This is a genomic window from Oscillibacter sp. ER4 (assembly GCF_000765235.1).
Taxonomy (GTDB): domain Bacteria; phylum Bacillota; class Clostridia; order Oscillospirales; family Oscillospiraceae; genus Hominicoprocola; species Hominicoprocola fusiformis.
In genome coordinates this window covers 21,844-37,045 of sequence record NZ_JPJG01000066.1, presented here as the reverse complement: position 1 = coordinate 37,045, position 15,202 = coordinate 21,844, and the positions used below count along the sequence as shown (strand labels likewise).

Annotated in this window: 12 protein-coding genes; 8 read left to right on the top strand and 4 right to left on the bottom strand. The window is 60.1% G+C overall.

The features are described 5' to 3' along the window. Nucleotides 1–69 precede the first annotated feature (69 nt). A complete protein-coding gene (locus tag NI20_RS0110830) occupies nucleotides 70–1,464 on the top strand; it encodes an MATE family efflux transporter (protein WP_033121420.1) in 1,395 nt (464 codons plus the stop codon). 55 nt (nucleotides 1,465–1,519) lie between these two features. Here NI20_RS0110830 and NI20_RS0110825 read toward each other — a convergent pair whose 3' ends face one another. Further along, on the bottom strand, nucleotides 1,520–1,738 hold the full coding sequence (locus NI20_RS0110825; protein ID WP_033121419.1) for a DUF378 domain-containing protein: 219 nt from the start codon (nucleotides 1,736–1,738) through the stop codon (nucleotides 1,520–1,522). A gap of 169 nt (nucleotides 1,739–1,907) precedes the next feature. Between NI20_RS0110825 and NI20_RS0110820 the strand changes: the two genes are divergently transcribed. Both NI20_RS0110820 and addA read left to right on the top strand, forming a co-directional pair. After that, nucleotides 1,908–5,243, top strand: coding sequence for a PD-(D/E)XK nuclease family protein (locus NI20_RS0110820; protein ID WP_033121418.1), 3,336 nt, complete (start codon nucleotides 1,908–1,910; stop codon nucleotides 5,241–5,243). After that, entirely contained in the window at nucleotides 5,236–8,805 is a 3,570-nt protein-coding gene (gene addA, locus NI20_RS0110815; RefSeq protein WP_033121417.1) for a helicase-exonuclease AddAB subunit AddA, read from the top strand. The genes NI20_RS0110820 and addA overlap by 8 nt, the downstream gene beginning before the upstream one ends. 55 nt (nucleotides 8,806–8,860) lie before the next feature. On the opposite strand, the gene NI20_RS0110810 is transcribed toward addA, so the two are convergent. Together NI20_RS0110810 and NI20_RS0110805 are read right to left on the bottom strand one after the other, a co-directional pair. Then, nucleotides 8,861–9,163 carry an AzlD family protein gene (locus tag NI20_RS0110810; RefSeq protein WP_033121416.1) on the bottom strand — a complete coding sequence of 101 codons (303 nt, stop codon included), beginning with the start codon at nucleotides 9,161–9,163 and terminating at the stop codon, nucleotides 8,861–8,863. Beyond that, on the bottom strand, nucleotides 9,160–9,870 hold the full coding sequence (locus NI20_RS0110805; protein WP_156108627.1) for an AzlC family ABC transporter permease: 711 nt from the start codon (nucleotides 9,868–9,870) through the stop codon (nucleotides 9,160–9,162). The genes NI20_RS0110810 and NI20_RS0110805 overlap by 4 nt, the downstream gene beginning before the upstream one ends. A gap of 260 nt (nucleotides 9,871–10,130) precedes the next feature. On the opposite strand from NI20_RS0110805, the gene rpmE reads away from it, so the two are divergent. Beyond that, entirely contained in the window at nucleotides 10,131–10,331 is a 201-nt protein-coding gene (rpmE, locus tag NI20_RS0110800; RefSeq protein WP_033121414.1) for a 50S ribosomal protein L31, read from the top strand. A gap of 60 nt (nucleotides 10,332–10,391) precedes the next feature. Here the strand turns inward: rpmE and NI20_RS16020 are convergent, their stop codons facing one another. Then, entirely contained in the window at nucleotides 10,392–11,735 is a 1,344-nt protein-coding gene (locus NI20_RS16020; RefSeq protein WP_052084604.1) for a helix-turn-helix transcriptional regulator, read from the bottom strand. A gap of 261 nt (nucleotides 11,736–11,996) precedes the next feature. Between NI20_RS16020 and hflX the strand changes: the two genes are divergently transcribed. Genes hflX through NI20_RS0110775 form a run of 4 tightly spaced genes read left to right on the top strand, consistent with a single transcriptional unit; the run spans nucleotide 11,997 to nucleotide 15,198 of the window. Next, the gene (hflX, locus tag NI20_RS0110790) at nucleotides 11,997–13,304 is read left to right on the top strand and encodes a GTPase HflX (RefSeq protein WP_033121413.1); all 1,308 of its coding nucleotides are present in this window, start codon (nucleotides 11,997–11,999) and stop codon (nucleotides 13,302–13,304) included. Continuing rightward, the gene (locus NI20_RS0110785; RefSeq protein WP_033121412.1) at nucleotides 13,301–13,834 is read left to right on the top strand and encodes a GNAT family N-acetyltransferase; all 534 of its coding nucleotides are present in this window, start codon (nucleotides 13,301–13,303) and stop codon (nucleotides 13,832–13,834) included. Before hflX ends, NI20_RS0110785 begins: the two co-directional genes overlap by 4 nt. Before the next feature lie 16 nt (nucleotides 13,835–13,850). Beyond that, a complete protein-coding gene (locus NI20_RS0110780) occupies nucleotides 13,851–14,477 on the top strand; it encodes a YigZ family protein (RefSeq protein WP_033121411.1) in 627 nt (208 codons plus the stop codon). Nucleotides 14,478–14,481: 4 nt separating this feature from the next. After that, entirely contained in the window at nucleotides 14,482–15,198 is a 717-nt protein-coding gene (locus NI20_RS0110775; protein ID WP_033121410.1) for an ion transporter, read from the top strand. Nucleotides 15,199–15,202: the final 4 nt, after the last annotated feature.

Below are 15,202 nucleotides of genomic sequence, written 5' to 3'. Positions count from 1 at the left end.
TTGCTTGACGAACGCCCCGCGGCATGATATTCTGACAACCTATGCGGAAAAATACGAAAGATTCAGGTGATGATTTTGGATAAGCGCGCAGATTTGGGACACGGGGACGTCAAAAAGCTGCTCTTTTCGCTCTCCGTGCCGACGATCACCTCGCAGATCGTCAACATGCTCTACAATCTGGTCGACCGCGTGTTCATCGGCCACATGCAGCCCGCCGAGACCGTCGGAAAACTCGCGCTCACAGGCGTTGGCGTATGCCTGCCGATCATCATGGTCATCTCGGCGTTCGCGTCGCTCATGGCCATCGGCGGCGCGCCGCGCGCCTCGATCGCCGAGGGCGCAGGCGAGAGCGAAAAATCCGAGCGCATCATGGGAAACTGTCTGACGATGCTCCTCATCACGGCGCTGGTGCTGACGGTGCTGTTCGAGTCCTTTGCCGAGCCGCTTTTACTGATGTTCGGCGCGAGCGAGAACACCATCGGTTACGCGCTCGACTATATGCGAATCTACGCCCTCGGCACGATCTTCGTGCAGCTGACACTTGGCATGAACGCCTACATCACGGCACAGGGCTTCGCCACCGTGAGCATGAAGACAGTGCTCATCGGCGCGCTCTTAAATACGGCTCTCGACCCGCTGTTCATCTTCGTGCTCGGTCTCGGCGTGCGCGGCGCGGCGCTGGCGACGGTGATCTCGCAGGCAGTGTCGGCCGTGTGGGTGATGACGTTCCTCACGGGAAAGAAGACGCGCTGGCACTTAAAGCGCGAGAACCTGCGCGTGGACGCGAAGATCGTGCTGCCGTGTATCGCGCTGGGACTTTCCCCGTTTGTGATGCAGTCGACGGAGAGCCTCATCGCCATCTGCTTCAACTCATCTCTCCTGCGCTACGGCGGCGACATGGCCGTCGGCACGATGACAGTGCTGACGAGCATCATGCAGTTTTCGAACATGCCGCTTCAGGGCTTGACACAGGGCGCACAGCCCATCGTGAGCTACAACTTCGGCGCAAAGAACGCCCAGCGCGTGCGCGATGCCTACTTCTGCCTGCTGCGCGCGTGCTTTACTTATTCAATGGCCATCTGGCTTCTGGTCGAGCTCTTCCCGCGCGCGTTCATCCTGATTTTCAATAATGACCCCGCGCTGGTCGAATACGCGGCGTGGGCCGTGCGCATCTACATGGGGTGCAGCGGTATTTTCGGCATCCAGATCGCCTGCCAGCAGACGTTTGTGGCGCTCGGCAACGCGAAGACGTCGCTCTTCCTCGCCGTGTGGCGCAAGATCATCCTGCTCATCCCGCTCATCTATATTCTGCCGCACTTTTTCGCGGACAAGGCGTTCGCGGTGTTCCTGGCCGAGCCCGTGGCAGATTTCGGCGCGGTGGCGCTGACGAGCTTCACGTTCTACCGCCAGTTCCGCCGCTCGATGCACGAGCTGGAAGGTGCGGAAGCGACTGGGGAGCGGTAAAGAAAATTTTTAACGCAAAAATAAAAGGAGAGGGAACTCCCTCTCCTTTTATTTTTTACGCCTGGCCGCCGCTTTCCATCGGCTCTTTCTCGCGGAACAGCATCGTGATACACCAGATGCCGGCAAGGCCTACGAGCGTGTAGATCACGCGGCTGAGCATACCGATCTGTCCGCCGAAGAGAAAGGCGACGCAGTCAAAGCCGAAAAGGCCCACGCTGCCCCAGTTGAGCGCGCCGATGATAGCAAGCGTCAGCGCGATTTTGTCGATGACCATGAGGTTCCCTCCTTAAAAAGATGGTTTGGTCTTCGGTAGTCTTCCCGTGATGGGCGAAAATATGCACGCAGTGCTTCTTCATTACCGGACGGTATAATCCGCATTGCCGAAAGGCATAAAATGTGATAAAATTTTCAAAAATCCAGTCGGAACAAAGGGGGAAGGGCGCTTGCTGCACATACTGATGGGACGCGCGCGCACGGGCAAATCCGAGCGCGTGCTGCAAAGGATCGCCGCGCTGGGGGACTCGTCGCAGCAAATCCTGCTCGTGCCGGAGCACGCCTCGCATGTGGCGGAGATGGACCTGTGCCGTGTTTGCGGCGACACCGCGTCGCGCCATGCCGAGGCCTTGACGTTCAAGCTGCTCGCCTCGCGCGTGCTGGGCATCTGCGGCGGCAGCGCGGACGTGACGCTCGATTCGGGCGGAAAGCTCCTGACGCTCCAGCGTACGCTCACGGAGCTTGCGCCGGTGCTCAAGGTCTACAAGCGCCCGTCGCAGCGCGCGGCATTTTTGGAGAGCCTGCTCGCCGTGATGGAGGAATTGCAGGCCTACGCCGTATCGCCCGAGCAGCTATCCGAGAGCGTAGCGCAGATCGAGGGCGAGAGCGGCGACAAGCTGCGCGACCTTTCTCTTATCTACGGCATTTACCTCAGCAAGCTCCACGCACCGGGGCACGACGCGCGCGATGTGCTTGAAAAGCTGGAGGAAAACCTCGAAGCGTCGGGATATATTGAAAATAAAGACATTTTCCTCGACGGTTTTTCGTATTTTACGGGGCGTGAGCTGCGCATTCTGCGTATCCTGCTGCGGCGCGCGAAGAGCGTGACCGTCACGCTCCTTGGCGACACGCAGGACCGCGAGCTCTTTTCCGAGAGCCTGCGCGTGCGCGAGCGGCTGTACGCGCTCGCGCGCGATGCCGGCGTCGCATGCGAGGAGAAAATTCTTCCGCAGGGCGAGGTGCGCGGCGCGCTCGACCATATTGAGCGCTGCTTTTTCGGCGCAGCGGACGAATTTACCCAGCCGACTGATGCCGTTGCGCTCTACGAGGCGGGCAGCGCGTACAGTGAATGCGAGTGGGTTGCGTCGCAGATTTTGAAATTAGTGCGTGAGCAGGGCTACCGCTATCGCGAGATCACCGTCACGGCGCGCGATCTCGACTCCTACGCGGGCGCAATCGAAAACGTGTTTGCCCGCTACGGTATTCCGCTTTATTATGCCCACCGCAGCGATATTTTGAAAAGTCCCGTGCTGACGCTGCTGCTCGGCGCGCTCGACGCCGCGAGCGGAGGCTTTGAGTATGAGGATGTGTTCCGCTGTCTCAAGACCGGCCTCGCCGGCCTCAGCATGGCGGAATGCGACATTCTGGAAAATTATGCGCTCAAGTGGGAGATCCGCGGCGCGATGTGGACGCGCGAGACGCCTTGGTCGGCGCATCCCGACGGCTACGGCGAAGACTGGACGGACGAGGCAAGGGCGCGGCTCAAGACGGTCAACGCACTGCGCGAGCGCGTGCAGGGGCCGTTTGCGCGCCTAAAAAAAGGTGTGGGCGGCAGCGGTGAGGCCGAGCAGAAGGTGCGCGCGCTGTACGGCTATTTGGAGGAGATCAAACTGCCGGAGGTCTTGCAGACGCAGACCGAGCAGCTTTTCGCCGCGGGCGAGGCCCAGCGCGCCGAGGAAACGGCACAGCTGTGGGGCATTCTTTGCGGTGTGCTCGACCAGTTTGTGGAAATCCTGGGCGACGCGATCCTCGACGCCGAGGAGTTTGCGAGTCTGATGCGCCTTGTGCTGACGCAGTACAGCGTGGGCACGATCCCCGTGACGCTCGACGCGGTGAACCTGTGCGAAATGACGCGAAACGACCGCCACACGGTGCGCGCGCTGTTCCTGCTCGGCGCGAACGACGGCGTGCTGCCTGCGGCGGAGAACCGCGGCGGCGTGCTGCGCGACGAGGACCGCGAGGCGCTCGAGAGGCAGCAAATCTTCCTCGCGCCGCACGGGATGGAGCAGTTTCATCTGGAAATTCAGAATCTTTACGCCGCGCTGGCCCAGCCGACGGAAAAGCTGACGGTGTCCTATCCCGTCTCGGACGGAAAGGGCGCGGAGAAGCGGCCATCGTTCGTCATCGGGCGCATCGCGCGTCTGCTGCCGTTGATCAGCGTCGAAACAGAGAGCGCTGACAAGGAATATCGCCTGTCAGCAAAGTCGACGGCGCTCGAGTATGCGGGCGAGCATATCGGCGGCGCGCTGTGGCAGTATTTTGAAGGACAGGGCGACGCGGAGCGTGCGCTTGCCGCGATGAAGGACGCTTCGCGCTATACGCGCGGGCATCTGTCGCGCGACGCGGTGCACGCGCTCTACGGCGGCGCGGTGACACTGTCCGCCTCGCGCATGGACATGGCGCGTTCATGTCACTTTGCCTATTTCATGCGCTACGGCCTGAAAGCCAGGGAGCGCACGGGCGCGGGCTTTGACGCGCCGCAGATCGGCACGTTCGTGCACGATGTGATGGAGCATACGCTGCGGCAGGCGAAGGAGTGCGGCGGACTGCATACGCTATCGAAGGACAAGCTGCACGCGCTCGTGCGCGCGTCGATCGAGGAATACATCGACCGCGTGCTGCCGGACTTGTGCGAAAAAAGCGCGCGCTTCCGTTATCTGTTCAACCGCCTGTGTGCGACGGTCGAGCGCATCATGGACGAGGTGAGCGAGGAGCTGCAAAGCTCCGACTTTGAGCCGCTGGCATTTGAGCTGGAATTTGGTGCGGACGGGCAGCTGCCCGCCATCACGATCCGCGAGGAAAACGGCACGGCGCGCGTTGTCGGCAAGGTCGACCGTGTGGACGGCTGGCTGCACGACGGCAAGCTATATTTGCGCGTCGTGGACTACAAGACGGGCAAGAAGAGCTTCGACCTCGCCGAGCTGCGCTACGGGCTGGGGCTCCAAATGCTGCTCTACCTCTTTACGCTTAAAGAAGAGGGACAGATGCTTTTCGGCGGACACGAGATCGTTCCCGCAGGAGTTCTCTATACGCCCGCGCGCGAGCCGATGCTGCGCTGCGCGCGCGACACGGAGCCCGAAAAGATCGAAAAAGCACTCAAAAAGGAGCTGCGCCGCAGCGGCATGGTGCTCGAGGACCCGGCGGTCCTGCAGGCGATGGAGCACAGCGCGCTCGAATCGCCGTGCTACCTGCCCATCGCGGTGAAAAGGGACGGCGCGGTGACGGGAAGCCTTGCTTCTGCCGAGCAGCTCGGAAAGCTCTCGAAATACGTCGACCATATTTTACATGAAATCACGCAGGAGGTCTTCGCAGGCAACATCGACGCCGACCCCTACGCGCGCACGCCGCAGCAGTCGGCCTGCACATACTGCGAGTTCGCGAGCGCGTGCCACTTTGAAAACGGCTGCGGCAGTGACCGTATGGAATACATCAAGGCGACGAAAAACGACGAATTCTGGCAGTACATCGACGAGGTGAACGGAGAGGGGGCGCACGAAAATGGCTGAAAAGCTGACAAACGAACAGCAAGCGGCGGTGGACAGCCGCGAGCGCAGTCTGCTCGTCTCCGCGGCGGCGGGCTCGGGCAAGACGAAGGTGCTCGTCGAGAGGCTCTTTTCCTACGTGGAGCGCGAAGGGGCGAATCTCGACGATTTCCTCATCATTACCTACACGCGCGCCGCGGCGAGCGAGCTGCGCGGCAAGATCGCGAAGGCGCTCACCGAGCGCATGGAGCGCGACCCTGGCAACTACCACCTGCGGCAGCAGATGCTGTGCGTCTACCGTGCGGACATCAAGACGGTGGACGCGTTCTGCACCGCGCTTTTGCGCGAAAACTGCCATCTGCTCGGCGAGGATGCGCGCGGCCACGCGCTGCGGCCCGATTTCCGCGTGCTGGACGAGAACGAGGCGCAGGTGCTGCGCGAGCGCGTGCTCGCGCGCACGCTGGACGATTTTTACGACTGTCTGACGCCCGGAGGCACACTGCTCGCCGACACGCTCGGCGCGGGGCGCGACGACAGCGCGCTTGAGGACTTAGTGCTCGAGCTGCACGCAAAATTGCAGGCGCAGCCGTATGAGGACAAATGGCTCGAGGCGCAGCGCGCGTTTTGGCGCGCCGTGCCGGATAAGATCGAGGACACGCCCTATGGAAAAATTCTGCTCAATGAGGTGCGGCGCAAGGCGCGCCACTGCAAAAACCTTTTGCAGCGCGCGGCGCAGGAGATGTGCGCGAATGACGCGCTGAACCAGAAGTATGCGCCCGCGTTCCTCGACGCGTCCTACCAGCTCGAAGCGCTGGAGGGGAAGACCGCAGAGGGCTGGGACGCCGCGCGCGGCGTGACCATCGCGTTTCCGCGCCTCGCCGCGGTGAAGGACAGCGACGGCGGCGAGATGAAAGCGCGCATGAAAAGCCTGTGGGACAACTGCAAGGAGACCGTCAAGGGCTTTGCCGAGATTTTTTCCGCCTCGTCCGACGAGGCGGTGGAGGACCTGCGCACGATGGCGAGCGCAATGCTCGCGCTCATCGACCTGACGGCGGACTTTTCCCGCCGGTACAACGAGGAAAAACGGCGGCGGAATTCTGCTGACTTCTCCGATCAGGAGCACGAGGCCATCCGCCTTCTCATCGGAGAGGACGGTGCGCCGACAGAGCTTGCGCGTATCGTCAGCGCGCGCTACCGCGAGATCATGGTGGACGAGTATCAGGACACCAACGAGGTGCAGAACCGCATTTTTGACGCAATTTCTTGTAAAGGAGAAAACCTTTTCACTGTTGGCGATGTCAAGCAGAGCATCTATCGCTTCCGCCTGGCCGACCCGCGTATTTTTTTGCAGCATTATAACACCTGGCCACCGCTTGAGGACGCAGAGGAGCACGACAGCGCGAAGCTGCTGCTCTCGCGCAACTTCCGTTCGCGCAAGGAAGTGCTGGACGCGACGAATTTTATCTTCTGCAATATTCTTTCCGAGGAAATGGGTGAGCTCGACTACGGCGCGGATGAAATGCTGCGCCTCGGCGCGAATTATGTCGAATCGAGCGCGTGCGGCGCGGAGTTCCATCTGCTCGATCTGCCGACGCAGACGGGCGAGCAGCGCGTGCGCGCGAGCGAGGCTGAGGCCGCGTTCGTCGCGGACTATATCAGCAATATGCTGACAAGTGAATTTCCTATACAGGATGACAAAACAAAAGAGCTGCGTCCCGTGTGCGAGGAGGACATCGTCATATTGATGCGCTCGCCGAGCACGCGCCTTTTGGACTATCGCCGCGCGCTGGAAGCGCGCGGCCTCCACTGCGCCGCTGACGCGGGCGAGGACTTTTTTGCCTCGATGGAGATCGCAGTGCTGTTCGCACTCTTGCAGGTCATCGACAATCCGCGGCAGGACGTGCCGCTCATTGCCGTGCTGCGCTCTCCGCTCTTCGGCTTTACACCCGATGAGCTCGCGGCGATCCGCGCGCGGCAGCGCACGGGTGACTTCTACGATGCGCTGCTTTTGAGTGAGGACATCCACAGCAGAGAATTTCTCGATACGCTGGACGCTTTGCGCAACAGCGCGGCGCACCTGAGCGTGCGCGAGCTGCTGAGCGAAATCTACCGCCGGTGCAATGTGCTCGGCATCTTCGGCGCGATGCGCCGTGGGGCGGAGCGCAAGGAAAATCTGCTCGCGTTTTTGGAGCTCAGCGAGGACTACGCGCGCTCGGGGCGGCAAGGCCTTTTCGACTTTGTGCGCACGCTGCGCGAGCAGCTTGCCGAAGGCGAGGCGGGTTCGATGCAGACCGCGCACGCATCATCAGGCGTTCGCATCATGTCGATCCACAAGTCGAAGGGCCTCGAATTTCCGGTCGTGATCCTCTCGGACCTCGCGCGTCGCTTCAGCAATATGGACTTTTTGAGTTCGGTGCTCGTGCACCCGCAGCTCGGGCTGGGGCCGGTGTGCGTGGACACGCAAAGGCACATCCAGTACCCGACGGTCGCACGGCAGGCGCTCGAGCGCACGCTGCGGCGCGAGGCGAAGGCCGAGGAGCTGCGTGTGCTGTACGTTGCGATGACGCGCGCGAAGGAAAAGCTCGTCATGGTGCACACGCAGGCAAACGCGAAAAGCCGCGTCGCCGACCTTCTGGCGCTGAGCGATTGTCCTGTGCTGCCAGAGGCTGTGGACAGCGGCAAGTGCATGGGCGACTGGATCATGCTGCCGCTTTTGCAGCGCAGCGAAGCGGCGTCCCTGCGCGAGCTTGCGGGGCAGAGCGGCGAGGGACGCTTCTATGCTGACGAAACGCCGTGGACGGTGCGCGTGCACGACGGTTTGAGCTTTGTGACGCCGCAGCAGCGGCCCGATGACGCGCCAGTGGATGCCGCGCCGCCGAGGGATGAGCTGCCGGTGGATTTTGCTGCGCTGTCGTACCGCTACCCCTACGCGGGGCAGACGGCCTTTCCCGCCAAGCTGACGGCCACGCAGCTCAAGGGCCGCGCGCTGGACGAGGAGATATCCGAAAATACAACGCTCCCACCGCGGCTGCGCAGCCTATATAAACCAAAATTCCTTGCGGGCGAAACGACGCTCACGGGTGCGGAGCGGGGCACGGCGCTGCACCTTGTGATGCAGGACCTTGACTTTTTCTGCGAAGCAAGCGAGCAGAGCGTGCGTGAGCAGGTCGAAAAGCTCAGAGCGCAGCGCAAGCTGACCGACGAGCAGGCAAGCGCCGTCGATGTGCGCGCGATCGTCCGATTTTTGCGAAGTGATCTTGCCGCGCGCATTCGCAAGAATGCGCAGACGGTGCGGCGCGAGTACCGCTTCTCGCTGCTGCGGCCGGTGCGGGACTTTGCCACGCTGGACGCCGACGACGCGGTGCTGCTGCAGGGCGTGGTAGACTGCTTTTTTGAAGAGGACGGCGAGCTTGTGGTCGTGGACTTCAAGACTGACCGCATCGGAAGAACACAGATCGAAGAACGAGCTGAGCACTACCGCCCTCAGCTCGAGGCATACTCCATGGCCCTTATGCGCGTGATGGGCAAAAAGGTCAGGGAAAAGGTGCTGTATTTCTTCTCGGTCGGCGAAGAAAAGGTGCTGTGAATACATAAAAACACCCTCCGCGGGAAATCCGCGGAGGGTGTTTTACAAGATTTGCTCACACGATAAAATGCTCTAAGATCAGCACTGTCGCGCAGCAGACGAGCGAGACGGGGAGAAGTCCCAGTCCGCACCAGGCGGCGACGATGCCGATGACCATGGCCGCCGCGCCCGCGATGGGCGACTGCGTGGCGTTCATGATGGCGGGGAACGTCATCACCGCGAGCGTGACGTAGGGCACGTAGAAGAGAAACGAGCGCAGGAAGGGATTCTGGATCGGCTTGCGGATCAGCGTGAGCGGCAGGACGCGGATAAGATAGGTCGTGGCCGCCATGACGAAAAGATATAAATACGTTTTCATGCGACGAGATCATCCTCCTTGTGCGGGAACAGAATGGCGGCGGCAGCAGAGATCACGATGGTCAAGACCAGGATACGCATGCCCTCGGACAGCTCGCGCGTGAACGGCAAAACGCTTGCAAGAAGCGAGCAGAGAAAGCTCACGCCGATGCAGCCGAGCACGATGCGGTTCTGCTTGCCGACGGGGATGATGATGGCGAGAAACATGCCGAACAGCATCACGGAGCAACCGCTGACGGCCCAGACGGGCATGAGATTCCCCATCAGCACGCCGAGCACGGTGCCGATGCTCCAGCCCGGCATGGCCGCGCACATGGTGCCGAAGTAATACCACACCTCAAGATACCCAGGCTGCGCGATGGCGAGGCCGAAGATCTCATCCGTCAGGTCATAGGCGATGAGGAGCCGCCAGGGAAGCGGCGTATCGGGCGAGAGACGCTGGCTGAGCGCACAGCTCATCAGAAGATAGCGCGCGTTGACGACCAGCATCATCAGCGCTATGGCCCAGAGGCCGGAGTCGGCGGCGATGATGGTGATGCCGCCGTATTCACCCGACGAGGCGTTGTTCAAAAAGCTCAGCAAAAAACCCTGAAAAATGCTCAGGTGCGCGTTGTGCGCGCTGATGCCGATGCCGAAGCTGACAGCAAAATAACCAAGCCCAATGGGGATGCCGTCGCGCAGTCCCCGCAGGAAATGTTTTTTTGACATAATTCTGATGTTCCTTTACTTCCAATCATCCGTGCGCAAGGCGCGTAAATGCCATTATACGACTGAAAACGGCAGAAGTAAAGAGAAATTGCATAACGAGCGTTAAAAAATTGACGATGAAATTAGGAAAAAGTGCTAAGGAAGAGAAAAGCACGGAGAGGATCAAAAATTTCTCTTGCAATTTGACACAAAGCGTGGTAATATCCTATATGGCTTTTTTAGAAAAGTACATTTGGATCAGAAAGAGGTGAACACGAGCAATGAAGGAAGGAATCCATCCCAATTATCAGCAGACTACTATTACTTGCGCCTGCGGTAATGTGATTGAGACAGGTTCCACCAAGCAGAATATCAAGGTGGAAGTGTGCTCTAAGTGTCACCCCTTCTTCACTGGTAAGCAGAAGCTGGTCGATACCGGCGGCCGCGTTGCCAAGTTCAACAAGAAGTTCGGCCTGAACTAATTCAATCACAAAAGCAGCTCTGCTACGGCAGAGCTGCTTTTTTCTGCTTTTTTGGAACGCTCAGTTTTGCCCGTCGGGATATTCGACGATGAAGGGGAGCGGCTCACTGAGACTTTGGTCGAGGTAGTTTATCTCCTCGTAGCTGTCGCCGCCTGCAATGGCGCGCACCTGGAAGAGGCGGACGCGCAGTACTGTGTCGTCCGCAAGGTTGACGACAAGCTCGCAGACGAGCGGCGTTGCCCCGAGCGGGAGCGTGAAAGCCTCCGATTCGCTGCTGGAGGCATAGGCGAGGTCATAGTACGACACGCCCTCTATGACGGATGCGCCCACGGCTTCGGCGCTGTCATCGCCGACATAGGTGACGGCGCTGCCATCGCTGTACGATGCTTCGAGCGGCACGCGCCTGAGCAACTGATTGGCGCGCGTGTATTCAAGACACGCGCTGCGGATGGACACATCGGACAGCGCGCCGAGCGAGATGGTGCCGAGCGGGATGCCGGCATTGCCCGGCGTGAACTGGTACTGCCATTTGCTGCCGGCCTGACGCTCGTAGGAGATGAGGGCGAGAAAGCTTTTGAGCTGCGGCTGATAGCGGGATTTGAGATCATAGATCGTGTCGAGCTCCTCTGACTGTGTCTCACCGTCGTGCTTGAAGTTGACACCAACGCCGAGCTCGTCGCTCAGAGGGACGGTTACACTACCGTGCAGATACCCGAAGCCATCCTGCGTAAGGTCGGCAGAGTAGCCCGGCCGATAGCTATCCAGCGGCGAGGAATTGCCATGGTCGGTCACGCCGATGATGACAGTCGTTCCCTCGCTGATTGTCTTTGGCAGCAGGGAAAATGCGATGGTGCATTCCTGCCTTTTAAGATCGACGTTTGTGATCTCGTAATTATACTGCGAGATCAGGCTCGACTCGCGCGTCAAAATGTCCGAGACGTTATTGCTGATGCCGTCGATCTGGCTGGAGAGGTTGTTCTGCACGCTGTAGATCTGGCTGCGAAGGTCATTCACTTGCATGCTGAGCGTATTGATGCGGTTATTGTAGTGCGCGCCGACGGCGATGAGCGCGGCGAGCGCTACAGCCGCGCCGCCGACGATCTTCTTGTGCTGTATGCAGAAATCGCGGAAGCTCAGCTTTTCCGCGGGAGCTTTTTCGGCGTTGCTTTGAACCGGCGATTCGGCGGCATCCTGCTCGAGTTTGGCATGCTCCAGACTGAGCAGCTCGTCGACGGAAACGGAGTAGAGCTTAGAGAGTTCGATGAGCTTGCTAAGCTCCGGTTGCGTGGCGCCGCTCTCCCATTTGGAGACGGCTTGGCGCGAGACACCGAGCTTCTCCGCCAGCTCCTCCTGCGACATGCCGCTCGCGCGGCGCAGTTCGTAGAGCTTTTCATATAGTTCCATGAAAGGTTCCTCCTTGGGGAAATGTTGCTGCGTTCGACGCCGTGCACTGCGCCTTTGCAGGAAAAGCATAGCAGGAAAACGGGAGAAAACACCACCAACCGGGCGTTTCTTTTTGTCAACCTGAGGTTGCGTCCACCCTATTTTCACATGAAAGGGGCGGAAATGTCAATGAAAAGCGTTTTTGCCTTTTCTTTTGGCGGAAAATACACTATAATAAAAATGATTTGTACAGCGCAGATTTCGGCGCGATAAGGAGAATCTATGGAAGAATTGAAAGAGAACAACGCGCCGCGCGACAGGGCGATTTTAGTCGGCCTTTCGTCGCCGCGGCTCGATAAAAAAGAAAACGCGGACGAGGAGAGCCTTGAAGAGCTCGGTGCGCTCGTCGAAACGGCGGGCGGCGTCAGCGTCGGCGTGGTTTTACAAACGCTGCCGTCGCCGAACCCGCACACATTCATCGGCGAGGGCAAGGTGGACGAGATCCGCGAGCTGGTAAAGTCGCAGGAGGCGACAATGGTCATCTTCGACAATGACCTCTCGCCCTCGCAGATGCGCGTTCTGAGCGAAGAGTTCGGCGTGCAGGTGCTCGATCGCAGCGGCCTCATTCTCGATATCTTCGCCCAGCGGGCGAAGACAAAAGAGGGCCGGCTTCAGGTCGAGCTTGCGCAGTATCAATACCTGCTGCCGCGCCTGATCGGTATGTGGACGCATCTGGAGCGTCAGGCGGGCACGTCGGGCAAGGGCCCCATCGGCTCGAAGGGCCCCGGCGAAACCCAGCTTGAGACCGACCGCCGCCACATCCACCGCAAGATCGACAAGCTCAAATCCGATCTTGAGGAGGTGCGCCGCGTGCGCGCGACGCAGCGCGACCGCCGCAGCAAGAATGAGATCCCGGCCGTCGCCATCGTCGGCTACACAAACGCGGGCAAGTCAACGCTCCTGAACGCGCTGACCGGCGCGGGCATTCCCGCGAATAACCGCCTGTTTGACACGCTGGATACGACGACGCGCCTTCTCACGGTGTCCGACACGCTGGATGTCGTGATCTCCGACACGGTCGGCTTCATTCGAAAGCTGCCGCACCAGCTGGTCGAGGCGTTCAAGGCAACGCTTGAAGAGCTCGAATACGCCGATCTTCTTCTGCACGTCATCGACATTTCCGACCCGCACTGGCTCGAGCAGGCGCAGATCGTGGACGAGCTGATCGAAGAGCTCGGCGCGCAGCAAATTCCCTGCCTGCGCGTTTACAACAAGTCCGACCTCTACTTCGGCGATATCCGCCCGCACGGAGAGGACAGCGTCAACATCAGCGCCAAGACGGGCGAGGGGATCGATGAGCTGCTTGCGCGCATCGATAAGCTCCTCGACAAGGGAACGCGCCGCGTGACGATCCACCTGCCCTATGACAAGGGCGGGCTTCTCGATATGCTCTACCGCGAGGCGAAGGTCGAATCCGTCGAATATGGCGAGACCATCGACATCGTGGCCACCTGCGTGCCGCGCGTCATCGGCCAGGTCAAGGACTATATCGAGGGCTACCGCGAGCCGAAGGAGGACTGGGAGGAATGACGTTTGAAACGACGCGCCTTCTCCTGCGTCCGTGGTGCGAGAGCGACGCGGAGAGCTGCTATCGATACGCGAGGGATCCGTTTGTCGGCCCCGCCGCAGGCTGGCCGGCGCATACGAGCGTGGAGAACTCCCGCGAGATCATCCGAACCGTCCTCTCGGAGCCGGACACGTTTGCAGTCATTTTGAAGGAACGGCCAGACGAGCCTGTCGGCTCCATCGGCGTGTTTCCGACGGAAGCGCCAGAAATCGGGAGTGAGCCGGAAATCGGCTATTGGATCGGCCGCCCGTTCTGGGGTCAGGGGCTTATCCCCGAAGCCGTGCGAGAGCTGTTGAGGTACTGCTTTGAGGATAAAGGCGCACAGCGGGTCTGGTGTTCGCACTATGCCGGCAATGAAAAGTCAAAGCGCGTGATCGAAAAGTGTGGCTTTTCTTTACAGCTGACCTGTGAAAGGCCGGCGCTTGTGGACGATGCGCTGCGGCCGACGCTTTTTTACGCCCTTACGAAAGAAAAGTGGGAGAAAACCCGCTGAAAGGAACATTGAAACCATGACAGAGTACCTTGTCCCATACGAGAGCGCGGAGAGCGAGTTTGAAGAAAAGCGCTCGCGCTTCATCAGCCACGTTTTCCTTGTGGAGACCGAGGCGGAGGCCCGCGCGCGCATCGACGAGATGAAAAAGAAATACTACGACGCGCGCCACAATTGCTGGTGCTTCATCCTGCACGACGGCACCGTTCGCTACGGCGACGATGGCGAGCCGCAGGGCACGGCAGGCCAGCCGATGCTGAACGTCTTCCAGCGCGAGGGTGTGGAGAATGTGGTGTGCATTGTCACGCGCTACTTCGGCGGGATTCTGCTTGGCGCGGGCGGGCTGACGCGCGCCTACGCCAAGGCGGCGAAGGACGCACTTGACAATGCGGGCAAGGCGCGGATGCAGCCGTTTTCCGTGCTGCTGCTCGAATGCCCGTACCCGATGTTCGAGCGCATAAAGCTGCTGATCGAGGGACACGAGGGCAGGATCGAGTCGAGCGACTACGGCGCGGCCGTGACGCTCACGTTTCTTCTGCCTGTGCAGAAGGTGGCGGACTTTTCCGCCGCGCTCACGGAGCTCTCCGGCGGGCAGATGAGCGCGGAAGAGGTCGAGCAGCGCTTTCTGCCCGGCGCAAGGGAGTGACGGCATGAGTTTGCGAAGAAAAATCTACGAGGTCATCGAGGTCGCGGACAAGGACGACCGCGACAGTCTCATTTACGACCGCTTCATGCTCGTGTGCATCGCGGCGAGTATTGTGCCGCTGTGCTTCAAGGAGACGAATGCGCTGTTTATATGGCTCGACCGCGCAACGGTCACGGTGTTCATCGTGGACTATCTGCTGCGCTGGTGGACGGCGGACCTAAAGTACGAAAAGAGCGGGAAATGGGCGTTTTTGCGCTATCCGTTCAGCTTTTTCGGTATTGTAGACCTGCTGTCCATCCTGCCGTCGCTGACGATGCTGTCGTCGGGGTTCAAGCTGTTTAGGCTTTTCCGCCTCAACAAAGCGCTCAAGGCGCTCAAATTCCTGCGCTACTCGCACAGCTTTGAACTTATTTTGAATGTCATCAAGCGCGAGAAACGAGCGCTCGCGGCAGTGTGCGTGCTGGCGGGCGGGTATATCGCGCTGTCGGCGCTCATCATGTTTCAGGTGGAGCCCGACAGCTTTGACACGTTTTTCGACGCCATCTACTGGGCGGTCGTCACGCTGACGACCGTCGGCTATGGCGACATCTATCCGACGAGCGAGATCGGCCGCATCGTGAGCATGACGTCGTCGTTCATGGGAATCGCCATCGTTGCGCTGCCCACCGGTATCATTACGGCTGGCTACATGCGCGAGCTCAGCCGTGAAAAGTGGGACTAAATAG

Excerpts from the sequence above, each read along its gene's own strand:
- rpmE (WP_033121414.1), top strand. The coding sequence starts at position 10,131 with ATGAAGGAAGGAATCCATCCCAATTATCAGCAGACTACTATTACTTGC.
- addA (WP_033121417.1), top strand. The coding sequence starts at position 5,236 with ATGGCTGAAAAGCTGACAAACGAACAGCAAGCGGCGGTGGACAGCCGC.
- NI20_RS0110785 (WP_033121412.1), top strand. The coding sequence starts at position 13,301 with ATGACGTTTGAAACGACGCGCCTTCTCCTGCGTCCGTGGTGCGAGAGC.
- NI20_RS0110825 (WP_033121419.1), bottom strand. The coding sequence starts at position 1,738 with ATGGTCATCGACAAAATCGCGCTGACGCTTGCTATCATCGGCGCGCTC.
- NI20_RS0110810 (WP_033121416.1), bottom strand. The coding sequence starts at position 9,163 with ATGAAAACGTATTTATATCTTTTCGTCATGGCGGCCACGACCTATCTT.
- NI20_RS0110805 (WP_156108627.1), bottom strand. The coding sequence starts at position 9,870 with ATGTCAAAAAAACATTTCCTGCGGGGACTGCGCGACGGCATCCCCATT.
- hflX (WP_033121413.1), top strand. The coding sequence starts at position 11,997 with ATGGAAGAATTGAAAGAGAACAACGCGCCGCGCGACAGGGCGATTTTA.
- NI20_RS0110775 (WP_033121410.1), top strand. The coding sequence starts at position 14,482 with ATGAGTTTGCGAAGAAAAATCTACGAGGTCATCGAGGTCGCGGACAAG.
- NI20_RS0110830 (WP_033121420.1), top strand. The coding sequence starts at position 70 with ATGATTTTGGATAAGCGCGCAGATTTGGGACACGGGGACGTCAAAAAG.
- NI20_RS0110780 (WP_033121411.1), top strand. The coding sequence starts at position 13,851 with ATGACAGAGTACCTTGTCCCATACGAGAGCGCGGAGAGCGAGTTTGAA.
- NI20_RS16020 (WP_052084604.1), bottom strand. The coding sequence starts at position 11,735 with ATGGAACTATATGAAAAGCTCTACGAACTGCGCCGCGCGAGCGGCATG.